21 protein-coding genes are annotated in these 25,350 nt (G+C 59.3%); all 21 read left to right on the top strand.

Translation table 11 applies throughout. From position 1 onward, the window contains the following. Window positions 1–24: 24 nt before the first annotated feature. The 21 genes from tssF to CAG02_RS07025 all read left to right on the top strand — a co-directional run bounded on the left by tssF (window position 25) and on the right by CAG02_RS07025 (window position 25,350). Window positions 25–1,812 (top strand): type VI secretion system baseplate subunit TssF, encoded by a 1,788-nt coding sequence (gene tssF, locus CAG02_RS07125; RefSeq protein WP_007954380.1) that lies wholly within the window; start codon window positions 25–27, stop codon window positions 1,810–1,812. Further along, on the top strand, window positions 1,776–2,783 hold the full coding sequence (tssG, locus tag CAG02_RS07120; protein ID WP_085708833.1) for a type VI secretion system baseplate subunit TssG: 1,008 nt from the start codon (window positions 1,776–1,778) through the stop codon (window positions 2,781–2,783). The genes tssF and tssG overlap by 37 nt, the downstream gene beginning before the upstream one ends. Before the next feature lie 11 nt (window positions 2,784–2,794). Beyond that, a complete protein-coding gene (tssH, locus tag CAG02_RS07115) occupies window positions 2,795–5,452 on the top strand; it encodes a type VI secretion system ATPase TssH (protein WP_085708834.1) in 2,658 nt (885 codons plus the stop codon). 10 nt (window positions 5,453–5,462) lie between these two features. Beyond that, a complete protein-coding gene (locus CAG02_RS07110; RefSeq protein WP_085708835.1) occupies window positions 5,463–6,983 on the top strand; it encodes a sigma-54-dependent Fis family transcriptional regulator in 1,521 nt (506 codons plus the stop codon). 93 nt (window positions 6,984–7,076) lie between these two features. After that, window positions 7,077–7,217: a hypothetical protein gene (locus CAG02_RS07105; protein WP_003229566.1), complete on the top strand. Its 141-nt coding sequence runs from the start codon at window positions 7,077–7,079 to the stop codon at window positions 7,215–7,217. Window positions 7,218–7,235: 18 nt separating this feature from the next. Further along, a complete protein-coding gene (gene tagH, locus CAG02_RS07100) occupies window positions 7,236–8,429 on the top strand; it encodes a type VI secretion system-associated FHA domain protein TagH (RefSeq protein WP_085708836.1) in 1,194 nt (397 codons plus the stop codon). Window positions 8,430–8,434: 5 nt separating this feature from the next. Beyond that, complete coding sequence (gene tssJ, locus CAG02_RS07095) at window positions 8,435–8,935, top strand: type VI secretion system lipoprotein TssJ (protein ID WP_085708837.1); 501 nt, start codon at window positions 8,435–8,437, stop codon at window positions 8,933–8,935. A gap of 2 nt (window positions 8,936–8,937) precedes the next feature. Beyond that, a complete protein-coding gene (gene tssK / locus CAG02_RS07090; RefSeq protein ID WP_085708838.1) occupies window positions 8,938–10,269 on the top strand; it encodes a type VI secretion system baseplate subunit TssK in 1,332 nt (443 codons plus the stop codon). A gap of 5 nt (window positions 10,270–10,274) precedes the next feature. Continuing rightward, the gene (gene icmH, locus CAG02_RS07085; RefSeq protein WP_085708839.1) at window positions 10,275–11,150 is read left to right on the top strand and encodes a type IVB secretion system protein IcmH/DotU; all 876 of its coding nucleotides are present in this window, start codon (window positions 10,275–10,277) and stop codon (window positions 11,148–11,150) included. Between the two features lie 13 nt (window positions 11,151–11,163). After that, the gene (gene tssM / locus CAG02_RS07080) at window positions 11,164–14,703 is read left to right on the top strand and encodes a type VI secretion system membrane subunit TssM (protein ID WP_085708840.1); all 3,540 of its coding nucleotides are present in this window, start codon (window positions 11,164–11,166) and stop codon (window positions 14,701–14,703) included. Beyond that, entirely contained in the window at window positions 14,703–15,431 is a 729-nt protein-coding gene (locus tag CAG02_RS07075) for a PP2C family serine/threonine-protein phosphatase (protein ID WP_085708841.1), read from the top strand. The genes tssM and CAG02_RS07075 overlap by 1 nt, the downstream gene beginning before the upstream one ends. Continuing rightward, window positions 15,428–16,429 (top strand): serine/threonine-protein kinase, encoded by a 1,002-nt coding sequence (locus CAG02_RS07070; protein WP_085708842.1) that lies wholly within the window; start codon window positions 15,428–15,430, stop codon window positions 16,427–16,429. Before CAG02_RS07075 ends, CAG02_RS07070 begins: the two co-directional genes overlap by 4 nt. A 28-nt stretch (window positions 16,430–16,457) precedes the next feature. Beyond that, window positions 16,458–18,491, top strand: a complete 2,034-nt coding sequence (locus tag CAG02_RS07065) for a type VI secretion system tip protein VgrG (RefSeq protein WP_085708843.1) — start codon at window positions 16,458–16,460, stop codon at window positions 18,489–18,491. Between the two features lie 45 nt (window positions 18,492–18,536). Beyond that, complete coding sequence (locus tag CAG02_RS29480) at window positions 18,537–20,732, top strand: M23 family metallopeptidase (protein ID WP_139831831.1); 2,196 nt, start codon at window positions 18,537–18,539, stop codon at window positions 20,730–20,732. Continuing rightward, the gene (locus CAG02_RS07055) at window positions 20,732–21,346 is read left to right on the top strand and encodes a hypothetical protein (protein WP_085708845.1); all 615 of its coding nucleotides are present in this window, start codon (window positions 20,732–20,734) and stop codon (window positions 21,344–21,346) included. Before CAG02_RS29480 ends, CAG02_RS07055 begins: the two co-directional genes overlap by 1 nt. A gap of 104 nt (window positions 21,347–21,450) precedes the next feature. Beyond that, window positions 21,451–22,329: a lysozyme inhibitor LprI family protein gene (locus CAG02_RS07050; RefSeq protein ID WP_256576833.1), complete on the top strand. Its 879-nt coding sequence runs from the start codon at window positions 21,451–21,453 to the stop codon at window positions 22,327–22,329. Window positions 22,330–22,370: 41 nt separating this feature from the next. Next, window positions 22,371–22,775: a hypothetical protein gene (locus tag CAG02_RS29475; protein WP_139831832.1), complete on the top strand. Its 405-nt coding sequence runs from the start codon at window positions 22,371–22,373 to the stop codon at window positions 22,773–22,775. A 174-nt stretch (window positions 22,776–22,949) separates the two neighbouring features. Further along, window positions 22,950–23,348: a hypothetical protein gene (locus CAG02_RS07040; RefSeq protein WP_085708848.1), complete on the top strand. Its 399-nt coding sequence runs from the start codon at window positions 22,950–22,952 to the stop codon at window positions 23,346–23,348. Window positions 23,349–23,484: 136 nt separating this feature from the next. After that, window positions 23,485–23,808: a hypothetical protein gene (locus tag CAG02_RS07035; protein ID WP_256577295.1), complete on the top strand. Its 324-nt coding sequence runs from the start codon at window positions 23,485–23,487 to the stop codon at window positions 23,806–23,808. 9 nt (window positions 23,809–23,817) lie between these two features. Next, window positions 23,818–24,279, top strand: coding sequence for a hypothetical protein (locus CAG02_RS07030; protein WP_085708849.1), 462 nt, complete (start codon window positions 23,818–23,820; stop codon window positions 24,277–24,279). 21 nt (window positions 24,280–24,300) lie between these two features. Beyond that, window positions 24,301–25,350 carry a sel1 repeat family protein gene (locus CAG02_RS07025; RefSeq protein ID WP_139831833.1) on the top strand — a complete coding sequence of 350 codons (1,050 nt, stop codon included), beginning with the start codon at window positions 24,301–24,303 and terminating at the stop codon, window positions 25,348–25,350.

Below are 25,350 nucleotides of genomic sequence, written 5' to 3'. Positions count from 1 at the left end.
AAAACGATAAACAGGTAACTCTCCGTGTCCTTTAACCACTACTACCAAAGCGAACTCACTGCACTGCGCCAACTGGGCCGCCGTTTCGCCGAGCGTAGTCCGGCGTTGGCGCCGTTCCTGGGGCAGGCCGGGCGGGATCCGGATGTGGAGCGGTTGCTGGAAGGCTTTGCGTTTCTGACCGGGCGCTTGCGCCAGAAGCTCGATGACGAGTTGCCGGAGCTCAGCCATTCCCTGATGCAGTTGCTGTGGCCGAACTACATGCGCCCGCTGCCGGCGTTCAGCATTCTGCAGTTCGATCCGCTCAAGCGTTCGGGGCCTGCGCTGAAGGTCGAGCGTGATACGCCGATTGAAAGCGTGCCCATCGAGGACGTGCGCTGCCGCTTCCGCACCTGCTACCCGACCGAAGTCATGGCGCTGGATCTGGCCGCGCTGAACTACTCGGTGAAGGGTGACGGTTCGTTGCTCAGCCTGCGCCTGGAGATGAGTGCCGACGGTCACCTCGGCGAGCTGGAACTGAGCAAGCTGCGCCTGCACTTTGCCGGCGAGCGCTACATCAGCCAGATGCTCTACCTGAGCCTGCTGCGCAACCTCGACGGCATCGAACTGATCCCCCTCGACGGCGCCGGCAAGCCAATCGACGGCGTGAGCGGCAAGCCGATGGCGTTCAAGATTCCGGGCGACCGCGTCAAGCCAGTGGGTTTTGCCGAAGAAGAAGCGTTGATCCCGTATCCGCTGAACACCTTCCGGGGCTATCGCTACCTGCAGGAATACTTCGCCTTCCAGGACAAGTTCCTGTTCGTCGATGTCCACGGCCTGGACATTCTCAAGGCGCTGCCAGAAGACACTCTCAAGCAGATGCGCGGCCTGGAATTGCGCTTCGACATCCGCAAGAGCGGCATCATGCGCATGCGTCCGACCACGGATAACGTGAAGCTGTTCTGCACGCCGATCGTCAACCTGTTCAAGCACGACGCGCTGCCGATCCGCCTCGACGGCAAGCAGGACGAATACCTGCTGCTGCCGGCGGAATTCGATCTGGAAAACTGCGGCGTGTTCTCGGTGGAAACCGTGACTGGCTGGAAGCCCGGCGGCCTCGGTTATCAGGAGTACGTGCCGTTCGAATCCTTCGAGCACGACCCGAGTTTCGACGTGCCCAACAGCCGTCCGCATTACAGCATCCGCCAGCGTTCGTCGCTGCTGCATGACGGTCTCGACACCTACCTGAGCTTCGGCATCCGCCACACCGAAGCCCACGAAACCCTGTCGATCGAGCTGGTCTGCACCAACCAGAACCTGCCGCGCAAACTCAAGCTCGGGCAGATCTGCATGGCCTGCGAAGAGACCCCGGAGTTCCTGAGTTTCCGCAACATCACCCCGGCCACTTCGAGTTTCGCGCCGCCGCTGAATCGTGACTTCCTGTGGAAGCTGATCAGCAACATGTCGCTCAACTACTTGTCGTTGGCCGACGTCAATGCGTTGAAGGTGATTCTCGAAACCTACGACCTGCCGCGCTACTACGACCAGCACGCGGAGAAGGTCAGCAAGCGCCTGCTCGGCGGTCTGAAACTGATCAAGCATCACCACGTCGACCGGCTGCACCGTGGCCTGCCGGTGCGCGGTCTGCGCACCGAACTGACCATCGACCCGGAAGGGTATATCGGTGAGGGCGACCTGTTCGTCTTCGCCTCGGTTCTCAACGAGTTTTTCGCGCTTTACGCCAGTCTCAATTCATTCCACGAGCTGCGGGTAAAAAGCACACAGGGAGAGGTGTACCAATGGACACCACGTATGGGCCTGCAGCCCCTGCTTTAAGCGGGCTGACGAAGGTAATACGCGAGTACTCGCTGTTTCAGGCCGTGCTGCTGGTGATCGACCGGCTGCGCGAGGCGCACCCGTACCTGAGCGAAGAGGATCTGTACGACCAGGTGGAATTCCAGGCCAACCCGAGCCTTGGATTTCCGCGCAGCGATGTCGACCGCGTGGAGTTTTTCGAAGAGCACGGGCAGATGCGCGCGCGCCTGCGCTTCAACCTGATCGGCCTGGTCGGTTCCGGTTCGCCGCTGCCGGCGTTCTACGGCGAACAGGCCCTGGGCGACAGCGAAGACGGCAACCCGACGCGCAATTTCCTCGATCTGTTCCACCATCGCCTGCAACGGCTGATGCTGCCGATCTGGCGCAAATACCGCTATCGCGCGAGCTTCCAGAGCGGCGCGGTCGACCCGTTTTCGTCGCAGCTGTTTGCGCTGATCGGCCTCGGTGGCGACGAGATTCGCCGGGCCAAGGAACTGAACTGGAAACGCCTGCTGCCGTACCTCGGCCTGCTCAGCCTGCGGGCCCACTCGGCGGCGCTGATCGAAGCGGTGCTGCGTTACTACTTCAAGCACGAAGACCTGGTCATCGAGCAGTGCATCGAGCGCCGCGTGGAAATCCTCGAAGAACAGCGCAACCGCCTCGGCTTCGCCAACAGCGTGCTGGGTGAAGACCTGGTGCTGGGCGAACACGTGCGCGACCGCAGCGGCAAGTTCCGCATTCACATCACCGAACTCGACTGGGAACGCTTCCACGAATTCCTGCCCATCGGTTTCGGTTACCAGCCGCTCTGCGCGCTGGTGCGGTTCACCTTGCGTGACCCGCTCGATTACGACATTCGCCTGGTGCTGCGCCCGGAAGAAATCCGCGAACTGCGCATTGGCGAGAAGAACGACTGTCGCCTGGGTTGGACCAGTTGGCTGGGCTGCGAGAAAGCAGACGGCGTGGTGACCCTGGGCAGCAAAATTCATTAAGGACGTGAGCCATGATCAACGTAGACCTGCAACAACTCATCCAGGCGCTGGACGCCGAAACCCGTCGCGATCTGGAGCGTTCGGCCGAGCGCTGCGTCGCCCGTGGCGGCAGCAAGATTCTGGTCGAAGACCTGATGCTCGGTCTGCTGGAGCGCCCGAACGGTCTGCTCTCCCGTGCGTTGCAGGATGCCGACGTTGATGCCGGCGAACTGAGCGCCGCGCTGCAATCGCGGGTCGAGCACAGCGCTTCGCGCAACCCGGTGTTCGCTCCGGAGCTGGTGCAGTGGCTGCAAGACGCGCTGCTGGTGGCCAACCTTGAACTGGGCCAGACCTCGGTGGAAGACGCGGCGCTGATCCTCGCGCTGCTGCGCAACCCGATGCGCTACGCCGGCAGCCGCTACCAGCCGTTGCTCGCCAAGTTGAACATTGATCGCCTGAAAGAATTTGCCCTGTCGCAACAGCCTCAGGCAGCGGCCAACGGCAAACCGGCCTCCCAGGGCGAATCGCTGCTGGAGCGCTTCACCCACAACCTGACCCAACAGGCCCGCGACGGCAAACTCGACCCGGTGCTGTGCCGCGATGGCGCAATCCGTCAGATGGTCGACATCCTCGCCCGTCGTCGCAAGAACAACCCGATCGTGGTCGGTGAAGCCGGTGTCGGTAAAACCGCCATCGTCGAAGGCCTGGCCTCGCGCATCGCCGCCGGTGAAGTGCCGCAGGTCTTGAAAGGCGTTGAACTGTTGTCGCTGGACATGGGCCTGTTGCAGGCCGGCGCCAGCGTCAAAGGTGAATTCGAGCGTCGTCTGAAAGGCGTGATCGACGAGGTCAAAGCCTCGCCGAAGCCGATCATCCTGTTCATCGACGAAGCCCACACCCTGATCGGCGCGGGCGGCAATGCCGGTGGTTCCGACGCGGCCAACCTGCTGAAACCGGCGCTGGCCCGTGGCGAACTGCGCACCATCGCCGCCACCACCTGGGCCGAGTACAAGAAATACTTCGAGAAGGACCCGGCGCTGGCCCGTCGTTTCCAGCCAGTTCAGTTGCACGAACCGACCGTGAGCGAAGCCGTGACCATCCTGCGTGGCCTGGCTCAGGTCTACGAGAAGAGCCACGGCATCTACCTGCGCGATGACGCGGTGGTGTCGGCAGCGGAACTGTCCGCCCGTTACCTGGCCGGTCGCCAACTGCCGGACAAGGCCGTCGACGTCCTCGACACCGCGTGCGCCCGCGTGCGCATCAGTCTCGCCGCCGCCCCGGAAAGCCTGGAGCGCCTGCGTGGCGAGCTGGCTGAAGGTGGCCGTCAGCGTCAGGCCCTACGCCGCGACGCTGAAGCCGGTTTGCTGATCGACCACGAAGCGCTGGAGGCACTGGAAGCGCGTCTGGACGAAGCCGAAACCGAAATGGTCGCACTGGAAACCCTGTGGACCGAGCAGAAACAATTGGCCGAGCGTCTGCTGGAGCTGCGTCAGCAACTGGCCAAGGCTCGTGAAGCTGCGGCGGTCGAGCCGACAGTGACTGTTGAAGAAGACGCCGAAGGCACGGTGATCGAAACCGTTGCCGCTGAGGTTGAAGAAGGCCAAAGCGTCGAAGCGCTGGAAGCCCAACTCAACGAAACCCACAGCGCCCTGACCGCCGCTCAGGTCAAGGAGCGTCTGGTCAGCTTCGAAGTCTGCCCGCGTCTGGTGGCCGAAGTGATCAGCGCCTGGACCGGCGTACCGCTGGCGCAACTGGCCCGTGAACACAACGCCAAGGTCGCCAGCTTCGCCACCGACCTGCGCACCTGCATCCGTGGTCAGGAACAAGCCGTGCACGCGCTGGATCGCTCGATGCGCGCCACCGCTGCCGGCCTGAACAAGCCTGATGCGCCGGTCGGCGTGTTCCTGCTGGTGGGCCCGAGCGGCGTCGGCAAGACCGAAACCGCACTGGCACTCGCCGATCTGCTGTACGGCGGCGACCGTTTCATCACCACCATCAACATGTCCGAGTTCCAGGAGAAGCACACCGTCTCCCGCCTGATCGGTGCACCGCCAGGCTACGTCGGTTACGGCGAGGGCGGCATGCTCACCGAAGCGGTGCGGCAGAAGCCGTACTCGGTGGTGCTGCTCGATGAAGTCGAAAAGGCTGATCCGGACGTGCTCAACCTGTTCTACCAAATCTTCGACAAAGGCGTGGCCAACGACGGCGAAGGGCGCGAGATCGACTTCCGCAACACGCTGATCCTGATGACCTCGAACCTGGGCAGCGACAAGATCAGCGACCTCTGCGAAGACGGCGCGCGTCCGACCGCCGAAGTGCTGGAAGAAACCATTCGCCCGGTGCTCAGCAAACACTTCAAACCGGCGCTGCTGGCACGGATGAAAGTGGTGCCTTACTACCCGGTCGGTGGCCCGGTGCTGCGCGAGCTGATCGAGATCAAACTCGGTCGTCTGGGCGAGCGACTGAACCGTCGCCAACTGGATTTCAGCTGGTGCCAGAACCTCGTCGATCATCTGTCCGAGCGCTGCACCCAGAGCGAAAGCGGCGCGCGCCTGATCGACCATTTGCTCGACCAGCACGTGCTGCCGCTGGTGGCCGACCGCCTGCTGGACGCCATGGCCACCGGTGAAAGCCTCAAGCGTGTGCATGCGACGCTCGATGGTGAAGCCAGCGTGACCTGCGAGTTCGCCTGAGGTGAGCGTGATGTTCACTCAAGTGCCGCAGCCACTGCTCTATGCCGAAGCGTTGCTGGCGCAGTTCGCCAGCCTGTCGCGCTCGGCGGACGGTGCTGCGCTGCTGGGTGACTTCGTGCGCGGCGTGGCCGGGTTGAGTGGCTGCGAATTGGCGCAGCTGTATCTGCTCGATGCCACCCACACGTGCCTGGGGATGAACGCCGAGTGCCTCGACGGTTTGCTGCAACCGCGAGGTGCGGCGAGCCTGCCGGCGGACTACAACGGCGAGCAATTGCTGCAGTTCGCCCTGTGCCAGAACCGCGTGGTATGCCTCGACGACCTGGGCGGCAGCCTGCACGAAACCAGTTTTCTGCCGGCGTCGGCCACGCCGTGGCAGTCGCTGTTGTGCGTGCCGCTGGTCAATCAACAGAAGGCCGTCGAGGGTCTGTTGTTGTGTGCCAGCCGTCGTCATACCGACCTGAAAGGCTTTGCCGATTCCCTCGGTCAGCTCGGCTCCTTCGTGCTCGGTCAGTTGCATCTGCTGCAACGCCTGCGTCAACCGGTGGACACCGTTGCGCCGGCGGTTCGCAGCGTGCCGAGCATCAGCGGTTACGGCCTGATCGGTAAAAGCGCGGCCATGCGCCAGACCTATTCGCTGATCAGCAAGGTCCTGCACAGCCCGTACACCGTGTTGTTGCGCGGCGAAACCGGCACCGGCAAGGAAGTGGTCGCGCGGGCGATCCATGATTGCGGGCCGCGCCGTTCCCAGGCGTTCATCGTGCAGAACTGCGCGGCGTTCCCGGAAAACCTGCTGGAAAGCGAGCTGTTCGGCTACCGCAAAGGTGCGTTCACCGGCGCCGACCGCGACCGCGCCGGGCTGTTCGACGCGGCCAATGGCGGCACGCTGTTGCTCGATGAAATCGGCGACATGCCGCTGTCGCTGCAATCGAAACTGCTGCGCGTGTTGCAGGAAGGCGAGATCCGCCCGCTGGGTTCCAACGATACCCACAAGATTGACGTGCGCATCATTGCTGCGACGCACCGCGATCTGTCGGTGCTGGTCAGCGAAGGCAAATTCCGCGAGGACCTGTATTACCGCCTCGCGCAATTCCCGATTGTCCTGCCGGCCCTGCGCCAGCGCGAAGGCGACATCCTCGATCTGGCGAAGCATTTTGCCGAGAAGGCCTGCGCCTATTTGCAGCGGGATCCGGTGCGCTGGTCCGATTCGGCGCTCGAGCACCTGTCGGGTTACACCTTCCCCGGCAACGTCCGTGAACTCAAGGCGCTGGTCGAACGTGCCGTGCTGCTGTGCGAAGGCGGCGAGTTGCTGGCCGAGCATTTTGCCCTGCGCATGGAACCGATGCTGGAGGACGACAGCAGCCTGAACCTGCGCGAACGCCTGGAGAAAGTCGAGCGCACGTTGCTGCTCGATTGCCTGCGCAAGAACGACGGCAACCAGACGCTCGCGGCCCGCGAACTGGGCCTGCCCCGACGCACGCTGCTGTACCGGCTCGGCCGTTTGAACATCAATCTGGGTGACTTCGATGGGTAGGCAAAAGTCCGTCGGTTTCACCTCGTCCGCTTCTATCAGCGCCGCCCGAAAGGGTCGGCGCTTTGTGCTTTGTCTACACCTGGAGACCCTCTGATGTCTGTTCGTCACTGGCACGCTGTCCTGCTGACCCTCGTCGTTCTATGCGGCCTCGGCGGCTGTAGCGGCAATTACAAATTCAACGATAACGATTACCGCCCATTGGGTGATCCGCAGGCGGTCAATCGCGGCAAGTGACCGCAAGGAGCATCAAACATGGAATTGGTTTTCGAAATGCTGAACACCAAGCAGTTCGTGCCCACCGAGCTGTGCCAGCGGACCTTCAAACAGGCCGGCGGCGTGATCGGGCGGGGCGAGGACTGCGACTGGATCATCCCTGACCGCAAGCGTCACTTGTCCAACCACCACGCGATCGTGAGTTATCGCGAGGGCACGTTCTTCCTGACCGACACCAGCAGCAACGGTGTCCAGGACGGCGACAGCGGCGCACGTCTGCACAAGGGCGAACCGGTGCGCATCGAGCATGGCAGCACCTACGTGCTCGGCGACTTCGAGATTCGTGCGCGACTGGTGCGCGACCCGGCGACCTTCGACGGTGAAGCAGGCCTGCCACGGGCCGCCGGCACCATCATTCCCGACGACGCGTTCCTCGACCTCGACCCGCTGAAATCGCTGGAGCAGCAAGAGCGCGTGTACTCGGAATTCGAGGAAATGCTCGCGCCGACCACCGACCCGGAAGACTCCCGTCAGCGCGCCGACTACGCACGCATCGACATGGAAAGCCTGATGGTGCCGGAGCTGATCGTCGAGCCCAAGCCAGAACCTGCGCCGGCTCCGAAAGAAGTCGAGCGTCAGCCACAGGGTTTCTGGGATCACTTCGGTGCGGCACTGGGTGTCGATCTGAAAGGCCTGAGTCATGACGAGCGCGAGGCGCTGGCGGTCAACGCTGCACGTCTGCTGCGCCAGAGCATCGGCGGTCTGCAACAGAGCCTGCGCACCCGTTCCGAGCTGAAGAACGAACTGCGTCTGGCCCAGACCACCGTGCAAGGTACCAACAAGAATCCGCTGAAATTCGCCGTCGATCCGAGCGAAGCGCTGGACATCCTGTTGCAGCCGCACAAGCCGGGCCACTTGCCGGCCGAGCAGGCGATCTCCCGTGCGTTCCGCGACTTGCAGGCGCACCAGGTGGCGCTGCTGACCGCCAGCCGTGCGGCGGTGCGCGGCACCCTGGAGCATTTCTCGCCGGAGCAGCTGACCCTGCGTTTCGAGCGCGACAACAAGCCGTTGCTCGCCACTTCCGGTGGCCGCTGGAGAGCGTTCAACCGCTACCACCACGCACTGCGTCAGGACGATGACTGGAGCGAGCGCCTGCTGGCCCGCGACTTCGCCCAGGCCTACGAAGAACAGATCCGCCTGATCTCCACCCTCCACACCGACCACCAAGGATGATGCGCATGTCTCGCCGCTCGACCGCTTTTTTCAAGACGCTGACCGCGCTCACCCTGATGGTGCTGCTCGCCGGTTGCTCGTCGCTGTCGCCGTATTCGAAAGTGACCAAGATCAACCTGAAGCTGACCGGCAGCGATCAGCTGAACCCGGACCTCAACGGTCGTCCGTCGCCGATCGTGGTGCGCTTGTTCGAACTCAAGCACCCGGTGACCTTCGAGAACGCCGATTTCTTCAGCCTCTACGAGCGCGCCAAGGAATCCCTCAACCCGGATCTGGTGGCCAGCGAAGAACTCGAACTGCGCCCGGGTGAAACCGTGGAGCTGAAACTCAGCGTGGAGGAGGGCAGCCGCTACATCGGCATCCTCGCCGCGTACCGCGACCTGCCGGAAACCAAATGGCGCCACACGTTCCCGATCATGCCGCTGGAAGTCACCGAAGCCGATCTGACCCTGGATCAGGCCGGTATCCGCAAGACCAACGAAGTGCTCGCCAAGGCGGATGACTGATCATGAATACCCATAAAGTCATCTGGCAGGAAGGCATGCTGCTGCGTCCGCAGCACTTCCAGCACAACGACCGCTACTACGATCACCAGATGAAGACCCGCACCCAGTTGCTGGGTGGTTACACCTGGGGTTTCCTGAATCTGGAGATCGACTTGCAGTTCCTCAACATGGGCAAACTGGTGATCAGTGAAGCCTCGGGGATTCTGCCGGACGGCAGTCTGTTCGAGCTCGGCGGCAACACCGAACCGCTGGCCCTGGACATTCCGCCGAACACCGGCAATACGCCGATTTACCTGGCGCTGCCGCTGGTCACCGGCAACCACATCGAAGCCCGCCGCCCGGAGCAGTCCGATGTGCTGGCGCGCTACACCGCCTATGAAACCGAAGTGGCCGACTCCAACGCCGGCGACGATTCGGCGAGCCAGGTCAAATGCGGTCGCCCGGACTTCAAGCTGTTGCTCGGCGAGCAGCAGAGCGACCAGGCCTACGTGAAGCTGAAGATCTGCGACGTGCTCGACACCACGCCGGACGGCGTGATCAGCCTCGACCCGGACTTCGTGCCAACCTACATTCAGGCCCACGCCTCCAGCTACCTGCTGTCGTGCCTGAAGGAAGTGATCAGCATGCTCGGTCACCGTGGCGACACCATTGCCGAGCGCATTCGTTCGAACGGCAAGGTCGGCGGCGCGGAGATCGGCGACTTCATGATGCTGCAACTGATCAACCGCACCGAACTGCTGCTGCGCCACTATCTGGGCCTGGAGCAGGTTCACCCGGAAGAGTTGTACCGCACGCTGCTGACCATGCTCGGCGATCTGGCGACTTTCTCCAGCGACAGCAAACGCCCGCGTCTGGACAGCCGCTACTCCCACGCCGACCAGGGTGCGAGCTTCCGCAAACTGATGGAGTCGATCCGTCAGGTGCTGTCGATGGTGCTGGAACAGCACGCCATCGAACTGATCCTGCAGGCGCGTCAGTACGGGATCATCGTGTCGCCGCTGCACGACCACAAACTGCTGGGCTCGGCGTCGTTCGTGCTGGCAGCCAGTGCCAACTGCGACTCCGAAGAACTGCGCAACCGCTTGCCTGCGCACCTCAAGGTCGGCCCGGTGGAGCGCATCCGCCAACTGGTCAACCTGCACCTGCCGGGGATCAAGGTCAAACCGTTGCCGGTGGCCCCGCGGCAGATCGCGTTCCACTCCAACAAAACCTATTTCATCCTCGAACTCAGTTCCGAAGACCTGGCGCAACTCGAGCGCTCCGGCGGCTTCGCGTTCCACGTGTCCGGCGAATTCGCCGAGCTTGAACTGAAATTCTGGGCCATCAGGAACTGACCGACATGATCAAGGACATGGAACACAACCAGGACGACAAAACCGTCCTGCTCGACCGTCAGGGCCATGGCCCGGCGGCGAGTCCGCTGACCGACTTCGCTGCGCCGCCGCGCTTCGAACAACTGGAAGAACGGATGATCTACGCCGCGCGCCTGCGCCCGGCGGAAGCCTTCAACATCAGTCTCAATTCGCTGGTGGCGGCGTCGTCCGACCTGCTGTCGGAAGTGGTGCGCCTCAAGCACAGCGAAACCCGCGAAGACCTCTATGCGCTGAACGAGCGCCTGACTGCCGGGCTCAAGCTGTTTGAAGTGCGCGCCCTGCACAACGGCGCCGAAAGCAGCCAGGTGATGGCGGCGCGTTACGTGCTCTGCACCGTGGTCGACGAAGCCGTCGTGACCACGCCGTGGGGCAACGAAAGCGAGTGGTCGCAGATGAGCCTGCTCAGCAGCTTCCACAACGAAACCTTCGGTGGCGAGAAGTTCTTCCAGCTGCTCGATCGGCTGTCGAAAAACCCGGTCAAGCACCTGCCGATGCTGGAGCTGATGTACCTGTGCCTGTCCCTCGGTTTCGAGGGCAAGTACCGCGTGCAGGCGCGCGGCATGCTGGAGCTCGAAGGCATCCGCGACGCCCTGTACCGGCAGATCCGTCAGTTGCGTGGCGACGTGCCGCGCGAATTGTCGCCGCAGTGGGAAGGCCTCAACGATCAGCGCCGCAACCTGGTGCGCATCGTGCCGGCGTGGATGGTGGTGCTGTTCACCTTCGTCTGCCTGGTGATGATGTATTCGGGTTTCGCCTGGGTCTTGGGCGAGCAGCGCGACACCGTTCTGCAACCTTATCAGCCGCTTGATCCGGCCGCGGTCCAGCCGCAGTCGCAGCCGTAAACAGGGACGTGTGATGAAAAAGTTTTTCAAGAAAGTCGGCGCCTTCCTGCGCCAGACCTGGGTCTGGACCTTGCTGCTGGTGCTGTTCGTGGCGCTGCTGGTGTGGTTCGTCGGCCCGCTGTTGGCAGTGGATGACTACAAGTTCTGGGAGAGTTCGACCTCGCGCTTGCTGACCATCGCCGTGCTGTTCCTGATCTGGGGCCTGACCATGGTCTTCGTCAGCTGGCGCGCGGGTATCCGCAAGAAAGCCGTCGAAGAAACCGAAGACGGCCAGGACCGTATCCGTCGCGACGACCTGATCGAAGAAGAGCAGAAAGAGTTGAAGGAGCGTTTCAAGGACGCCCTGAAAACCCTCAAGACTTCGAGCCTGTATCGCGGCCGCAGCGAGCGCTGGCGCAGTGACTTGCCGTGGTACTTGCTGATCGGCCCGCAGGCCAGCGGCAAGACCAGCCTGCTGGACTTCTCCGGGCTGGAATTCCCGATCAACAAGATCGACCGCAAGCTGACCCGCGACACCCACGGCACCCGCCATTGCGACTGGTACTTCGCCGACCACGGTGTGCTGATCGACACCGCCGGCCGCTACCTGACCCAACCGGATTCGGAAGTCGACGGCAGCGCCTGGACCACTCTGCTGGAACTGCTGCGCAAGCGTCGTCGCGGTCGTCCGCTGAACGGCGTGTTGGTGACCATTCCGGTGGAAACCCTGACCGGTGGCAGCGAGCAGGACATCGACACGCTGGCCCGCCAGGTGCGTGCGCGTCTGCAGGACGTGTATCAGAAACTGCACGTCGATGTGCCGGTGTATCTGGTGCTGAGCAAGGCTGACAAGCTGCTGGGCTTCGACGAGTTCTTCGACCAGTTGACCCGCGAAGAAAGCGATCAGGTGCTGGGTACCAGTTTCCGCAAGGATCAGGTCGGCACCGACGTGGCTGTGCTGCGCGGCGAGTTCGAAGAGCTGCTGCGTCGCCTCAACAGCCAGGTGATCATGCGCATGCATTCCGAGCGCGACACCCAGCGCCGTGGCCGCATCCTCGACTTCCCGCACCAGATGGGGCAGATCGGCGAGCGTCTGTGCCTGTTCGTCGACATGGCGTTCACCGGCAACCGCTACCAGCGTGCGACACAATTGCGTGGTTTCTACCTGACCAGTGCACCGCACCTGACCCACGAAATGGATTCGACCACCGCCGGCATCGGCGCGAGCCTGGGCATGAGCGCCGGCGTGCTGCCGACCCTGCGCAGCGGTCGTTCGCGTTTCATCCACCACTTGCTCAGCCGGGTGATTTTCCCCGAGGCCGATCTGGCCGGTCTGGACAAGCGCGAGCGCAGCCGCATCCATTGGGGCCAGCGTGCGTTGTACGTCGGTGCACTGGGCGCGCTCGTACTGTTCGGCATGCTTTGGGCCGGTGGTTTCTCGGCCAACTGGGAGCGTCTGGAAAACCTGCGCAATCTGGCGCAGAACTGGACGCAGCAGCGCACGGCACTGTCGCCGCGCGATGACGCCATGGGCACGCTGAAAACCCTCGACACCAGCTACGCCGCGACTCAGGTGTTCCCGAAGAAGGGCGACGCTGCGTACCACGAACGCGTCGGTCTTTATCAGGGCCAGGACGTCAATCCGGTGGTCAAGGAGGCTTACGAGCGCGAGCTTGAAAAGCAACTGCTGCCGCGTGTTGCAACCATGCTCGAAGGCCAGATCCGCGCCAACATGAAGGACCGCGAAAAGCTGATCAACAGCCTGCGCGCGTACCTGATGCTGAACATGAAGGATCGCCGCGACGCAGCATGGCTCAAGGATTGGGTCGCCACTGACTGGTCCCAGCGCTATACCGGCAACACTGCGGTACAGAACGGTTTGAACGCGCACCTTGAGCGTCTGCTGAAGCTGCCGTTCATCTACCCGCTCAACGAGCAACTGGTGACGCAGGCCCGTCAGGTTCTGCGCAGTGAGTCCCTGGCGGCTGTGGTTTACCGCATGCTCCGCGAACAGGCGCGCAACCTGCCGGACTACCGTTTCAGCCAGCACCTCGGCCCGCAGGGCTCGTTGTTCATCGGCACGGAATACGTGATCCCGGGCTTCTACACCCAGACCGGTTATCAGCAGTATTTCTCGGTGCAGGGTTCGGCGCTGGTCACCGACATCCTGCGTGACAACTGGGTACTGGGCGAAGGTGCGGGCATCAGCGACATGGATCTGCGTCGCCTGATGGTCGAGCTGGAGCAACTGTACTTCCGCGACTACGCCAACTACTGGAGCGAGGCCGTTGGCCAGGTGGCGCTGCCGCCGATCAGCGATGCCGGTGAAGGCGCCGAGCAACTGGCGGGCCTGACCTCGGCCAACTCGCCAGTGCTGGCGCTGCTGACCGAAGTACGTGAGAACACCCGCTTCCCGGCGGCTCCTGAGCCGGTGGATGAAGCCGGTGACGCCGCCGATGCACTGGCAGGCCAGAAGGGCAAACTGGGCAAGGTCGGCAAACTTGCTTCGGCGTTGACGGACAAGGCTGCGGCCATGAACGTAGTGAAGAACCTGCCGGACACCGCCAAGAAGGCCCTGCAACGTCGCTTCGAGCCGCTGCATAAACTGCTCGACGACAACAACGGCCCGGCCGCTGACCTGACCCCGGCCTTCACCGCACTCAACGACCTGCAACTGCAACTGGCGGGCCTCGCCCGTTCCAGCACGCCGGAGCAGGCCGCGTTTGAGCTGGCCAAGACCCGCATGAGCGGCCAGCGTGATGCGCTGACCAACCTGCGCAATGCGTCGGGTCGTCTGCCGCGTCCGCTGAGCGTGTGGTTCAACGTGCTGGCCGAAGACTCGTGGCGCCTGGTGCTCAACGATGCCTACCAATACCTGAACGGCCGTTATCAGAGCGAGCTGTACAGCGTGTATGGCAAGACCATCAACCAGCGTTACCCGTTCAGCGCATCGAGCACCAGCGACGTAGCGATCAGCGACTTCCGCGAGTTCTTCCGGGCTCAAGGCACCATCGACCGCTTCTTCGACAGCTACATGCGTCCGTTCGTCAGCGGTGATCCGGGCAACTACCGGATGCGCAGCATCGACGGTCGCAGCCTGCCGGTATCCAAGGTCTTCCTTGATCAGATGGCGGCTGCACTGAACATTCGCCAGAGCTTCTTCTCGATCAACCCGGCCGAGCCGACCGTGCAGTTCAAACTGGAGCCGTACACCCTCGATCCGGCGGTCAGCCGTTCCGAGTTCAAGTTCGGCGACAAGACCATGGAGTACCGCCACGGTCCGATCCTGCCGATGAACTTCAAATGGCCGACCGATGCTGAAGACGGTCGCACCAGCCTGGTCATGGACAAGATGGCCGGCCGCCCGATCGGCATCGAGAAGAACTCCGGCCCGTGGTCGCTGTTCCGCTTGTTCGACCTGATGCAGACCGAGTACCTGACCGGTCGCGACGTGCTGGTGCTGAAAGCCGACGTGGGTGGCCTGCGCGCCAACTACCTGCTGACCAGCCAGCGCACGCCGAACCCGTTCGACATGGGCGTGATGCGCACCTTCCGTATGCCGGTGCAGCTCTGATGCTGGTGGCCAGTCCCTGGCGCAGCGCGGCGCGAACCGACCCGGGCAAGGTACGGTCGCGCAACGAAGATGCCTTCCTCGACACCCCGCAGCATGGGCTGTGGGTGGTCGCGGACGGCATGGGCGGTCATCAGGGGGGCGACATCGCCAGCCAGATGATCGTCGCCAGCCTGGCTGAACTGCCGCAGCACGAAGACTTCGACGAACGCCTCAAAGCCATCCGCCAGTGCCTGCACTGGCTGAACCGGCGCCTGGGGCAGGAGTTGACCGTCACCGCCGGGCGTCACGACAGCATCATGGGCAGCACCGTCGTGGCGCTGCTGGTGGAAGGCAATCGTGCGGCCTGCATCTGGGCCGGCGACAGCCGCTGCTACATGTGGCGCGGGCAGCGGTTGTATCAGCTGTCGAAGGACCATTCGCTGCAGCAGCAACTGATCGACGAGCAACAGATGAGCGCCGAACAGGCTGCGGCGCACCCGGCAGCCCAGGCCTTGACCCGGGCGGTGGGAGCGGCGGAACAACTGACCCTGGATGTGCTGGAACTCGAGGTGTATCCGGGCGACGTGTTCCTGCTGTGCAGCGATGGTTTGTATCAAGGCCTGAGCAGCGATGCCCTCGGCAACGCCCTCAGCCTGGCGGCGCCGCATGTGGCGCTGGAACGTCTGTTCGACGGCGCCCTGCGTGGCGCCGCCCGGGACAATCTGACTGCCGTGGTGATCCGCCAATGACTGAACTCGAATCCTCAGTCGACGACTTGCTGATGAGCGAAGAGCAGGCCAACAACCTGACCTACTTCGCCTTCGCCAGGGAAAACAAGGCAGAGCCTTTGCTGGCGCCGACCAAGGCCAGCATCGGTGCACTGCCGGACGTACTCGCCGGCCGCTATCACCTCGAGCGTCTGCTCGGGGCCGGCGGCATGGGTGCGGTTTACCGGGCCCGGGATCTGCTGCACGAACAGTTCGGCGATCCCGATCCTTACATTGCGCTGAAAATCCTCAGCGAAGAATTTGCCGAGTCGCCGGACGCCAGTGCCTTGCTCTACAGCGAGTTCGCCCTGACCCGACGCCTGCGCCACGACAACGTGCTGCGACCGCACACGTTCGAAGTGGACACCGATTGCCAGCGGGCCTTCATCACCATGGAACTCATGCGTGGTCTGACCCTGGACAAACTGCTCTGCGAGCGGCCACTGGGCCTGCCGTGGAAAGAACTGCGCGACATTGCGCTGCCGCTGCTTGACGCGCTGGCCTACGCCCACCGTCGCGGCGTGCTGCACGGTGACATGAAGCCGAGCAACGTCATGCTCTGCGAAGACGGCGTGCGCCTCTTTGACTTCGGTCTCGGGCAAGCCGAGGAGGGCATCCTGCCCGGTCTGCCGCACCTGAGCCGCGAACGCTTCAACGCCTGGACCCCGGGCTACGCCGCTCCCGAACTGCTCGAGGGCCAACCGCTGTCGGCCAGCGCAGACGTGTACGGCGTGGCCTGCGTGATCTATGAACTGGCGGGCGGCAAACACCCGTTCCGCCGCTTGCCCTCGACCCAGGCCCGTGACGAACACCTGGATCGCGAACTGCAAGCCCCGGCAAATCTGCCGACACACTGTTGGCCAGCGCTGCGCACTGCGCTGGCCTTTGACGCAGCAGAGCGCACGATTTCTGCTGAACAATTGCGTGACGCCTTGGGCGCCACTTCGTCCTGGTTGCAGCGTTTGCGGCTGAGGGCGTAACGGATGACATTCGAACAGGGAGCACTTTATGTTCAACCCAGCTAACGAAACGCACTTCAGCCTGACCGTTGAAGACTACGTAGGCGACCTGCAAGTCCTGTCGTTCACCGGCACCGAAGGCATCAGCCAGCCGTTCCGTTTCGACCTGGAACTGGTCAGCGAAAACCCGGATCTGGACCTGGAAAAACTCCTGCACAAACAGGCGTTCCTTGCCCTCGATCCACAGGGCTCGGGCATTCACGGCCAGATCTACCGCGTCGCCCAGGGCGATGCCGGCAAGCGCCTGACCCGCTACAAGGTCTCGCTGGTGCCGCAGCTGCAATACCTGCATCACCGCACCAACCAGCGCATCTACCAGCAGATGTCGGCGCCGAAAATCATCGCGCTGATCCTCGACGAGCACGGCATCAAGGGCAACGCCTACAGCTTCCAGTTGAGCCAGCCGTGCCCGGATCGCGACTACTGCGTGCAGTACGACGAAACCGACCTGCACTTCGTCCAGCGTCTGTGCGAAGAGGAAGGCATTCACTACCACTTCCAGCACAGCAAGAAAGGCCATCTGCTGGTGTTCGGCGATGACCAGACCGTGTTCCCGAATCTCGGCCAGCCCACCGCGTATGTGCAGGGCAGCGGCATGGTCGCCGAAGAACCGGTGATCAAAGGCTTCAGACTGCGCCTGGAAACCCGTACCAGCCGCACCACCCGCCGCGACTACGATTTCGAAAAACCGCGCCTGCAAATGGAAGCCGCCTACAAACCGGACGGCGAGAGCACTGAACCGGATCTCGAAGACTACGACTACCCCGGCCGATTCATCGACCGCGCGCGTGGCAAATTCCTCAGCCAGCGCGCTCTCGAACGCCATCGCGCCGACTACCGTCAGGCCGAGGGTCGCGGCGACCAGACAAAACTGGTCAGCGGCCACTTCATGGAAATGTCCGACCACCCGCGCAGCGAGTGGAACGACCTGTGGCTGCTCACCGAAATCTTCCACGAAGGCAAACAGCCGCAAGTCCTCGAAGAGTCGGTGACCAGCGACACCACCGACAACAAGGACGACTTCCACCAGGGCTACCGCAACACCTTCCTCGCCACCCCGTGGGACGTGTTCTACCGCCCGGCCCTCGAACACCCGAAACCCCGCGTGCTCGGCAGCCAGACCGCCATGGTCACCGGCCCCAAAGGCGAAGAAATCCACTGCGACCAATACGGCCGCATCAAGGTGCAATTCCACTGGGACCGCGAAGGCCAGGCCGACGACAAAACCAGCTGCTGGCTACGCGTCTCCAGTTCCTGGGCCGGCGACCGCTACGGCGCCATCAGCATCCCGCGCATCGGCATGGAAGTCCTCGTCACCTTCCTTGAAGGCGACCCCGACCAGCCACTGGTCACCGGCTGCCTGTACCACAAGGAAAACCCGGTGCCGTACGCCTTGCCAGCGAACAAAACCCGAACCGTCTTCAAAACCCTCAGCTCCCCGGGCGGCGGTGGCTACAACGAACTGCGCATCGAAGACAAAAAAGGCGCCGAACAAATCTTCATCCACGCCCAGCGCGACTGGGATGAAAACATCGAGCACGACCAGAAAATCCGCGTCGGGAATGAACGTCACGACACCGTGGTGAAAAACACCTACACCGAGCTGAAGGCTGAAGAACACCGCACTACCATCAGCGACCGCAAGATCGAAGCGCGGATGGACGACCACCTGACTATTGGCGAGAGCCAGCATGTGAAGCTCGGGACTGCGCAACTGACCAGTGCCGGGAAAGAAATTCATATCAAGGCTGGGGACAAGATTGTCATTGAGGCGGGGACTGAGCTGACGATTCTCGGCGGCGGCAGTTTCATCAAGCTGGATGGCGGTGGTGTGACGGTGGTTGGGCCGGTGGTGAAGATCAACGCTGGCGGCTCGCCGGGTGCGGGCACTGGCATCGGGATCAAACCGCCGGTGCTGCCGGGGGCGGCGGATAAGGATAAGGCGGGGAGTTTGATGGATCAGGCGATTGCGAATGCGCCACAAGAATCGAAGCCTGAAGTGGATTATCCGTTTTCGCTGTAATGCTGGCTTCTATGGATTTGAATTGAGTAGAAATGGACCATATCAATGTTAATTAGCCCTCCCTTTATTCCTGCAAGCGTTGCCAATGAAACTGATCAGGACTATCTCGATAGAGCTATGATCGCCGGTGAGCCAGGAGATGGCGCATTCCCAGTAAGTTACGATATGGGGTGGCATGGTGGCGTCCATCTTACGGCTCCTCAGGTAGCTGGTAGTTCTCTGCCGGTTCGCGCAATCGCTGATGGGAAGATCGCCTACTTTCGCCAGCCGTCTACGGAACATAGCTCTGAAGCACTTAATTATGGGGGTGGTTGGACCGATAATGGGTGCTTGGTTATAAAGCACGAAACGGATATCGGTGAGGGTGAGCAAGCAAAAGTTGTATTTTATTCTATTTATATGCATCTCTCATCAATCTCAATCGCGAATATTAGCGTGGGTTTGCGCGTCTATAGAAAGGATAAGTTGGGCGCTGCCGGTAGTGTTTATGGGAAACCTAACAAAATTCACTTTGAAGTAATTTGTGGTCAGGATCAGATTTCAAAAATCACAGGGCGGTCGACTAATAAAGTTGGAAGCGCTAGTGGGCGAATAGATAGTTGTTGGGGGGATATGCATTTTCAGTTACCACCCGAAGCCATTTTGTACGCAGACCGCCCCGCTAATCCTAAGAGCTCAGTAAACACATCTGCTGTAGTTTATCGACCAGAAGAAATTTTATTTCTTCGGATGAGCTACAAGCGGGGGCAGTGTAAGTTGTCAGTATTTAATGAGTTTGGTGTATTGCAAGGCGAATGCGCTGACGATTCTGATTATGAATATAATCTTTACACTCATGCGTCTAAACTTTACCCGAATTGCACTAGTGCCGGTTATGAGTTGTTAAGGTTTGGAAGAGTGCTGGGTTCAGATAGCTTGCAGCCGGCAGATTGTGCGCATTGGCGAAAAATAACGTCGCCAAATGGCCCAGGATGGATAAACCTAAACGGTCCGACAATCACAATGTATAGCGATGCAGACTTTCCCCATTGGCAGGGCTGGATGTTGATAGATGATGATGCCAATGGTGATGGCCGTTGCCAGTCTAAGTCAGTTATGGATTTGCTTGGCATTGAAAAAACACCAGAAACCCCCGAAGAGCGGGAGCGGTGTCGAGCGATATTAAGCCAGCCGGCGATGTATGCGAAAATAAGCCGATTGATGTGTAAGTTTCCCACTGAATGGAAGAAAGAGAATTTTTCCCAAAGATTTAGCTGGTTGAAAGAGGGGGAGACACCCATCGTTTCAACTGAGATCTACGAGCGCCTAAAAAAGCATTATGAGGCACTGGCATTTTGGGAGGAAGCCAATATAGAAGGTATTGATGCTGAGCACTGGCATTTTCCGCCGAAGCAATTTGTCGCGCTATTTCGAAAGTGCGGCTGGCTCAGCCTGGATGAAATGATGCAGGTAATACCAACAGTTGGAGCAGATACTCCAAGTGAAGTAAATAATTCCACCGTGAAAATAAGACTTACACTCGAGGGCTCCGGTAACCAACAAGCCTATCGTCCTGCAGGAATGCATTTGAGCTTCAATAAAATGATGAGGAAGTATAATTTTTCTACTTTCGAGAGAATTTCAGCTTTGTTTTCGCAAGCGTTGACGGAAACTGATTTGTTGAGGACTACGCGGGAGTATGGAAATACGGACTACTTTACTCGAGGCTACGAAGGGCGTTGCAATGTGGTCATTCACAGAGCAGTTCCGGAGTGGGGGGCTGGACTTCTGCCCTTGTCTCCTATTGGTAACTGCAGTCCCGGAGATGGCCCAAAATATATTGGGCGGGGTGTTATTCAAATGACAGGTCGTGAACTCTACTCCCAATACGGTGCTTATCGTGGCAAGAGTTTTGTCACTGGTACAGCCCATTTAGATGTTTCGGATGTGGCAGATAACGCTTGTGATAGTGCGGGATATTATTGGGTAAAAGAAGACTTAAGGGATAGAAATAATTCAGGGGTATATGTGCTAAGGGGGGTGAAAAATATACATAGAGAGGCTGACGGTTTAAGCGGAACAGAACTTAGCACGGCAACGGGACTGGCTGCGGCAGACACGAAAATTCTTAGCTTGACTAGACAAGTGAACCGAGGAGCGCTACATCTCGCCAGGCGCAGGCACTTCTTCAAACACGCCTATTATTTTCTTTCGGATTTAGTATCTTCACCACCGAGCGCTTTTCATAAAAGGACATTGTAATGAAAGTTTTTTTGATGCTGTTCAGTGGTTTCTATTTCGTTGCGTTATTTTTACCAATTGCTCAGTCAGCATCTTTGGATAGCTGCGGTGTTTTAATTCCCGAAATTCCTGGTTTCAAGCTGAACGTGAGAACAGAGGATGGTGTGTGCTATGGCGAACTTGTTTCGAATGTCAATTTAAATCCAGATATTTTAACAGAGGAAAATGTTTTCCTAATTGAGCCTGTTGAATTTGAAAAGAGCTTGGCGGCATCTGGACGATTCGATGGAAATGGTAAATATATTTACAACTACGCCGCCGATGATTCGTTTCAACAAGGATTAGAAACGGGAAGGGTAGACCTTGCCCATTCATCAGCGTCGGGCTCCGCCGAGGTCAGAGTATTAATGTCTCCCTTTATGCTTTGGAGTTCTGATAATGAAATTGCCGCTGCTGATAGAAAATTTTCCTTGAAGAAAAAGGGCCTGTGGTTCGACTGCTTTTATGGGCTGAAAGGTGTGAGTGGTGCGACGGTCAAGTTTTCTGCATGTGTACCTAGGTCAAATCTAAAAAGTGATCCGAAGTTGGATGATATTAAAGCGTCATTTGAGGCCATGATACCCAGCAAAAAATAGACAAATAAAGTGCAAGTGGAAAGCGCAAAGAAGCGCAAGGGGGCAGATTTATTTGTTACGCTCATTTTTACGAAAATAGATTTGTCCTGCTTTAGAATAAAAAGGTGACAGATTTATTTGTGGTCTTGCGCTCAGCGGCTTTGATTTTGGTGCGGCGTTTAAATAGATCTATTTCGTATGTTTGGATTAAAACAGGTTCTAGTTTGCTGTTGGATTTTTGCGGACATCAAGGGATTATGAGTTTTAGATTTATTCTTGTTGTGGCTTTTTCTTTGCTGTCTTCGGTTGTGAAAGCAGAAGGAACTATGGTTGCGACCGTGCTTCAGGCGGACTTTTCCAAAGATCCAGAAATACGACTGCTCGTCAGGGTTCTCGACGTAGGAGGGGGGCCGGGTGATACCTCTATGGCCCTTCGTAAAGAGTGTCTGGAGAGGGTTAAGTCAGCCGACCGCCCCGGCCCGGACCCATGCTTTTCGATTGAAATCACCGAGAGCAAAAAACAACGGGCCATCGTTCGCCAAACGCTGCTGAATGATCCTCAGCGCTCAACCGACCCGATCTATCTGGAGATTGTTTACCAGTCTGAAGTCAGTGCGACCGATCCGACCAATCATCATAGGCGCTCTGCCTGGCTGAAGATTGAAGAGAACGGTTTCTACAATTGGAACAACGAAACCAAGCAGGCGTTGGCGGACGTTGTGTGGCCAACAGCGTCGAGTGGGGCGCTTGATCTGGTTGTGACGGATACGGATGCACTGCTCAACCTCGTTTACCGGGAGCGCATGGAACGGTTGGACGAAAATGCACAGAAAGGTCTGAGAGAAACCCAAAGGGCCTGGATGAAGTTTCGCGACGCGGAGTGTCTGCCTGAGCCGAAATCGTATAAATCGGTTTTCGGGGAATGGTCGGACTCCTGTTTGATTCGCGCGACGATAGAGCGAGCCCGTCAATTGGCTATGGCTTCGGACAAGAGCAAACAGTGAACTAAAGCATTTGATCAGCAGGTTTATGGAGTGGGTGAGTCTTGAAAGGATTGTCGCTGTTTTCAGTTTTGTGTTTTTCATGTTGTGCATTTGCAGGCAACGCACGAGGGCCGGTCGTCGATATATATAAGGCAGATGTCGCTCACGTTTCCGGAAAACTGGTCCGTTATTACCAAACGTTCGATAGCCCCTGCGTCAATATTCAGATTCTCAAGCCTGGGGGACAAGGAGCAGCGAGCGACTCGATGGAGTTCTGCGACATCGAAGGGAAGAACTTTAACAACGGCTTCACCGATGTCTCATTGGATAGGGCCGCGTTTTCCGACACCGAATTGCAGTTGACCTTCAAGCTGATGTCGTTGGTTGGAGTGATTGAAACTACCGAATTATGCAAATTCCGCGTTGATGGTGAGCGTCTCGCAGAACCTGAATGTACGGCGCAGTAAGGTCGTGCATTGCATATCGCTCAGCCAAGCCATCGGAGAGTCAAAGTGAAAGTCGTTCCCCTGTTGTTCCTGGTGTTGGCGTGGGCGTTGTCCGCTAGCGCAGCGCCAGCCGGTGTCAGTACAAGCCATACAATGCCCACCGCGATGGTCGCTGCACTCACTAAGGAAAACCAAATGCCTGCCGAGAGTTTTCGCGCCATTGCAGATGGCGTGGTGAACTGGAGCGGTGGAACGATGGCTGCCGTGGTGATTGAAGATCCGAATGGCATTTGCGCGATTTACAGGTATCAAGACGGCCGGTTGGATCTGCCTTTTGATGGCGTGCCCTGTAAGTTTCTGGGGCCACCCAAGCTGATGTCGGACAGAAAAACTGCTTTGCCCGATGTCGTGTTCGCCGTCGAGTTGTTCGTCCCCAACCGGGGCGGGATGGCCAAGCACAAGGTCGCGTTTTATTACGATGCCGAGAAGAACGCTTATTGCGAGAGTCAGTCGCTTGCGAGTTGGTATCTGTTGGGAAATCGGGCGCTGGCTCCTAATCTTCGGGACGGTCAGTGTGTAGCGGGATCGGAATAGGCCCGTGCCCCTGATCTCTCATAAGGAAATGAACGTGAAAAAAGCACTTCTTCTGCTATCCAGCCTCTTCCCCCTGATGGCTTATGCGGAGGTCACCACCGAATCACTTTGCTTCGAACTTTCACAGGACAGCCCGGTGAAGTTCGAACTGCGTACCTACTACGACTCATCCAGCAAGTGGTCAGGTGGATTCGTCAAGTACGCCAAGTCCAGCGAGCCGATTTCCATTGTGCTGACCGACTCCGAAAGCGAAATCCTCGACCCGGAAGCCCCTTGGCAACACACCCGGACTTGGTCTGAAGTGGTTTACGGCAAAGTAACGGGCACCTACGAACTGATGACTCAAGGCTCGCAGATTGTCTCGATGTCGTACACGAAGAAGTCCAACGGCAAGGCATACAGTTTCATGGTCAATACCTTTGTCGACTCGACACTGGAGTCCGGATGCAAGTGGGAGTAGGGCGAGCACATGCCATTCAAAACTCTGGCGCTATCACTGCTTGGCCTGCTGTGGATAGTGCCTGTGTGGGCCGAAACCACGACGTTTAGTCCCACCCAAGACGTCGAAGCAACATTGGTTCTCGAAGGTTCCACGCTGAACGTCTCGGTTAAAAGCGCAGCCCATAGCGAGTCGCAGACAATCGATTTTCAAGCGGAAAAACCGCTGCATATGCAGATCGGCGATTTCAATTTCGACGGTATGAAGGACTTTTCTGTCTGGCAGATTGATGACGGTATGGGTACTTACTCCTACTTCAGAGTGTTCATCTACCAACCTGAGACAAACCGTTTCGAAGAGGCTAAGCCCGATTGCGGCGATGGCTTCGTCAACCTGCGCGTAGACAAAAAGCGTAAGGCGTTGCTCAGCACTTATTGGGGCATGAACGGGCCAGAGCAATGCATTACCCGATTCACCAAACGCAAGACCTGAGTGGCTCAAGGAAGAACACTATTGAAACGATTTTTTGCGGTACCGATTTGCGGTATGACAACACGGAGGCTGAATCAGTGGCTTTCCATCGCATTGTTGAGCACCGGCCTGTGCACAAGCGCTTTCGCCTCTACTGAACAGCAATGCCCGGCTAACAACTTCACTGACTTCGTCAAAATCTTTTCATCGGACTCGGCGGTACAGAAAGCGTTTACCGCGTCGCCGATTAAGGAAACTCATGTCGTGGCTGAAGGCAACATACCCAAGGTTGTCGTGCGCAGCGTCAAGCATTTGCCCGCCGATGAATTTAGCGTGCTGGGTACGGAAAATGCTGCCGCGTTGAGCCTGTCTACCGAGATCGCGTTTCCGAACAGGGTGGTCGTGCGTGATCAGCAGGGTACCTTCTTGAAGATTTTCGTCTTCACACACAGCGACTGCTGGGTGCTGAATAGTGTTGAAGACTGGACGCTCGAAGCGGTGATGGATGACGTGGCTCGAACAGATCGCCCTTCACCCGGTGAGCGCGAGTTGAAAAAAGGCGTGATGTTCGATCGGCTGGTCAACAAGGCATCTGGTGAATCCGGTGTCTCTTTGTACGCGGCAGCGCTGGACAGCTATGTGGACGGTGCCCGCAAAGGTTCGGCCCAGGCGGCAGTGGCGGCCGCGGGAATCAGTCTTTCCGGGCAGGCACCGCGATTGCCGAATGAACAGATTCTGGCGCTCATGAATCAGGCATTTCAGAGTAATCCCGACGATGGCGTGTTCCTCTCCTTGTTTTACTGCGATGAGGGTGAGTACGACGATCACAAGGCCTGCATCGATCCGCAAAAATCGATGGCCACATTGGAAAGCGCCGCGCTACGAGGCTCTAGCCACGCACTCCTGCGATTGGGTGACGTCTACGAAACCGGCACTGTCGTCGCTGCTGATCTGCCCCGTGCAATGGCCTGTTATCGTGAGGCCAGCAAGACCGAGCTTAAGTCGGGCCCTGCTGCGGTCGAGCGTTTGTTGGCCCGAGGCGTCATCGCGGACAGCTCCATTCAATGCATTGGTGCGAGTCATACACAGTGA

This window comes from Pseudomonas sp. R43(2017) (genome assembly GCF_002112345.1).
GTDB lineage: Bacteria > Pseudomonadota > Gammaproteobacteria > Pseudomonadales > Pseudomonadaceae > Aquipseudomonas > Aquipseudomonas kribbensis.
Note: the sequence above shows the minus strand (reverse complement) of the source record. Positions and strands in the feature narration are given on the sequence as shown.

Coding starts and splice junctions, on each gene's coding strand:
- CAG02_RS07055 (WP_085708845.1), top strand. CDS start 20,732: ATGAAAGTTTTTTTGATGCTGTTCAGTGGTTTCTATTTCGTTGCGTTA.
- tagH (WP_085708836.1), top strand. CDS start 7,236: ATGGAATTGGTTTTCGAAATGCTGAACACCAAGCAGTTCGTGCCCACC.
- CAG02_RS29480 (WP_139831831.1), top strand. CDS start 18,537: ATGTTAATTAGCCCTCCCTTTATTCCTGCAAGCGTTGCCAATGAAACT.
- tssG (WP_085708833.1), top strand. CDS start 1,776: ATGGACACCACGTATGGGCCTGCAGCCCCTGCTTTAAGCGGGCTGACG.
- CAG02_RS07065 (WP_085708843.1), top strand. CDS start 16,458: ATGTTCAACCCAGCTAACGAAACGCACTTCAGCCTGACCGTTGAAGAC.
- CAG02_RS07030 (WP_085708849.1), top strand. CDS start 23,818: ATGCCATTCAAAACTCTGGCGCTATCACTGCTTGGCCTGCTGTGGATA.
- tssK (WP_085708838.1), top strand. CDS start 8,938: ATGAATACCCATAAAGTCATCTGGCAGGAAGGCATGCTGCTGCGTCCG.
- icmH (WP_085708839.1), top strand. CDS start 10,275: ATGATCAAGGACATGGAACACAACCAGGACGACAAAACCGTCCTGCTC.
- CAG02_RS07105 (WP_003229566.1), top strand. CDS start 7,077: ATGTCTGTTCGTCACTGGCACGCTGTCCTGCTGACCCTCGTCGTTCTA.
- CAG02_RS07110 (WP_085708835.1), top strand. CDS start 5,463: ATGTTCACTCAAGTGCCGCAGCCACTGCTCTATGCCGAAGCGTTGCTG.
- tssM (WP_085708840.1), top strand. CDS start 11,164: ATGAAAAAGTTTTTCAAGAAAGTCGGCGCCTTCCTGCGCCAGACCTGG.
- CAG02_RS07070 (WP_085708842.1), top strand. CDS start 15,428: ATGACTGAACTCGAATCCTCAGTCGACGACTTGCTGATGAGCGAAGAG.
- tssJ (WP_085708837.1), top strand. CDS start 8,435: ATGTCTCGCCGCTCGACCGCTTTTTTCAAGACGCTGACCGCGCTCACC.
- CAG02_RS07040 (WP_085708848.1), top strand. CDS start 22,950: ATGCCTGCCGAGAGTTTTCGCGCCATTGCAGATGGCGTGGTGAACTGG.
- CAG02_RS07075 (WP_085708841.1), top strand. CDS start 14,703: ATGCTGGTGGCCAGTCCCTGGCGCAGCGCGGCGCGAACCGACCCGGGC.
- tssH (WP_085708834.1), top strand. CDS start 2,795: ATGATCAACGTAGACCTGCAACAACTCATCCAGGCGCTGGACGCCGAA.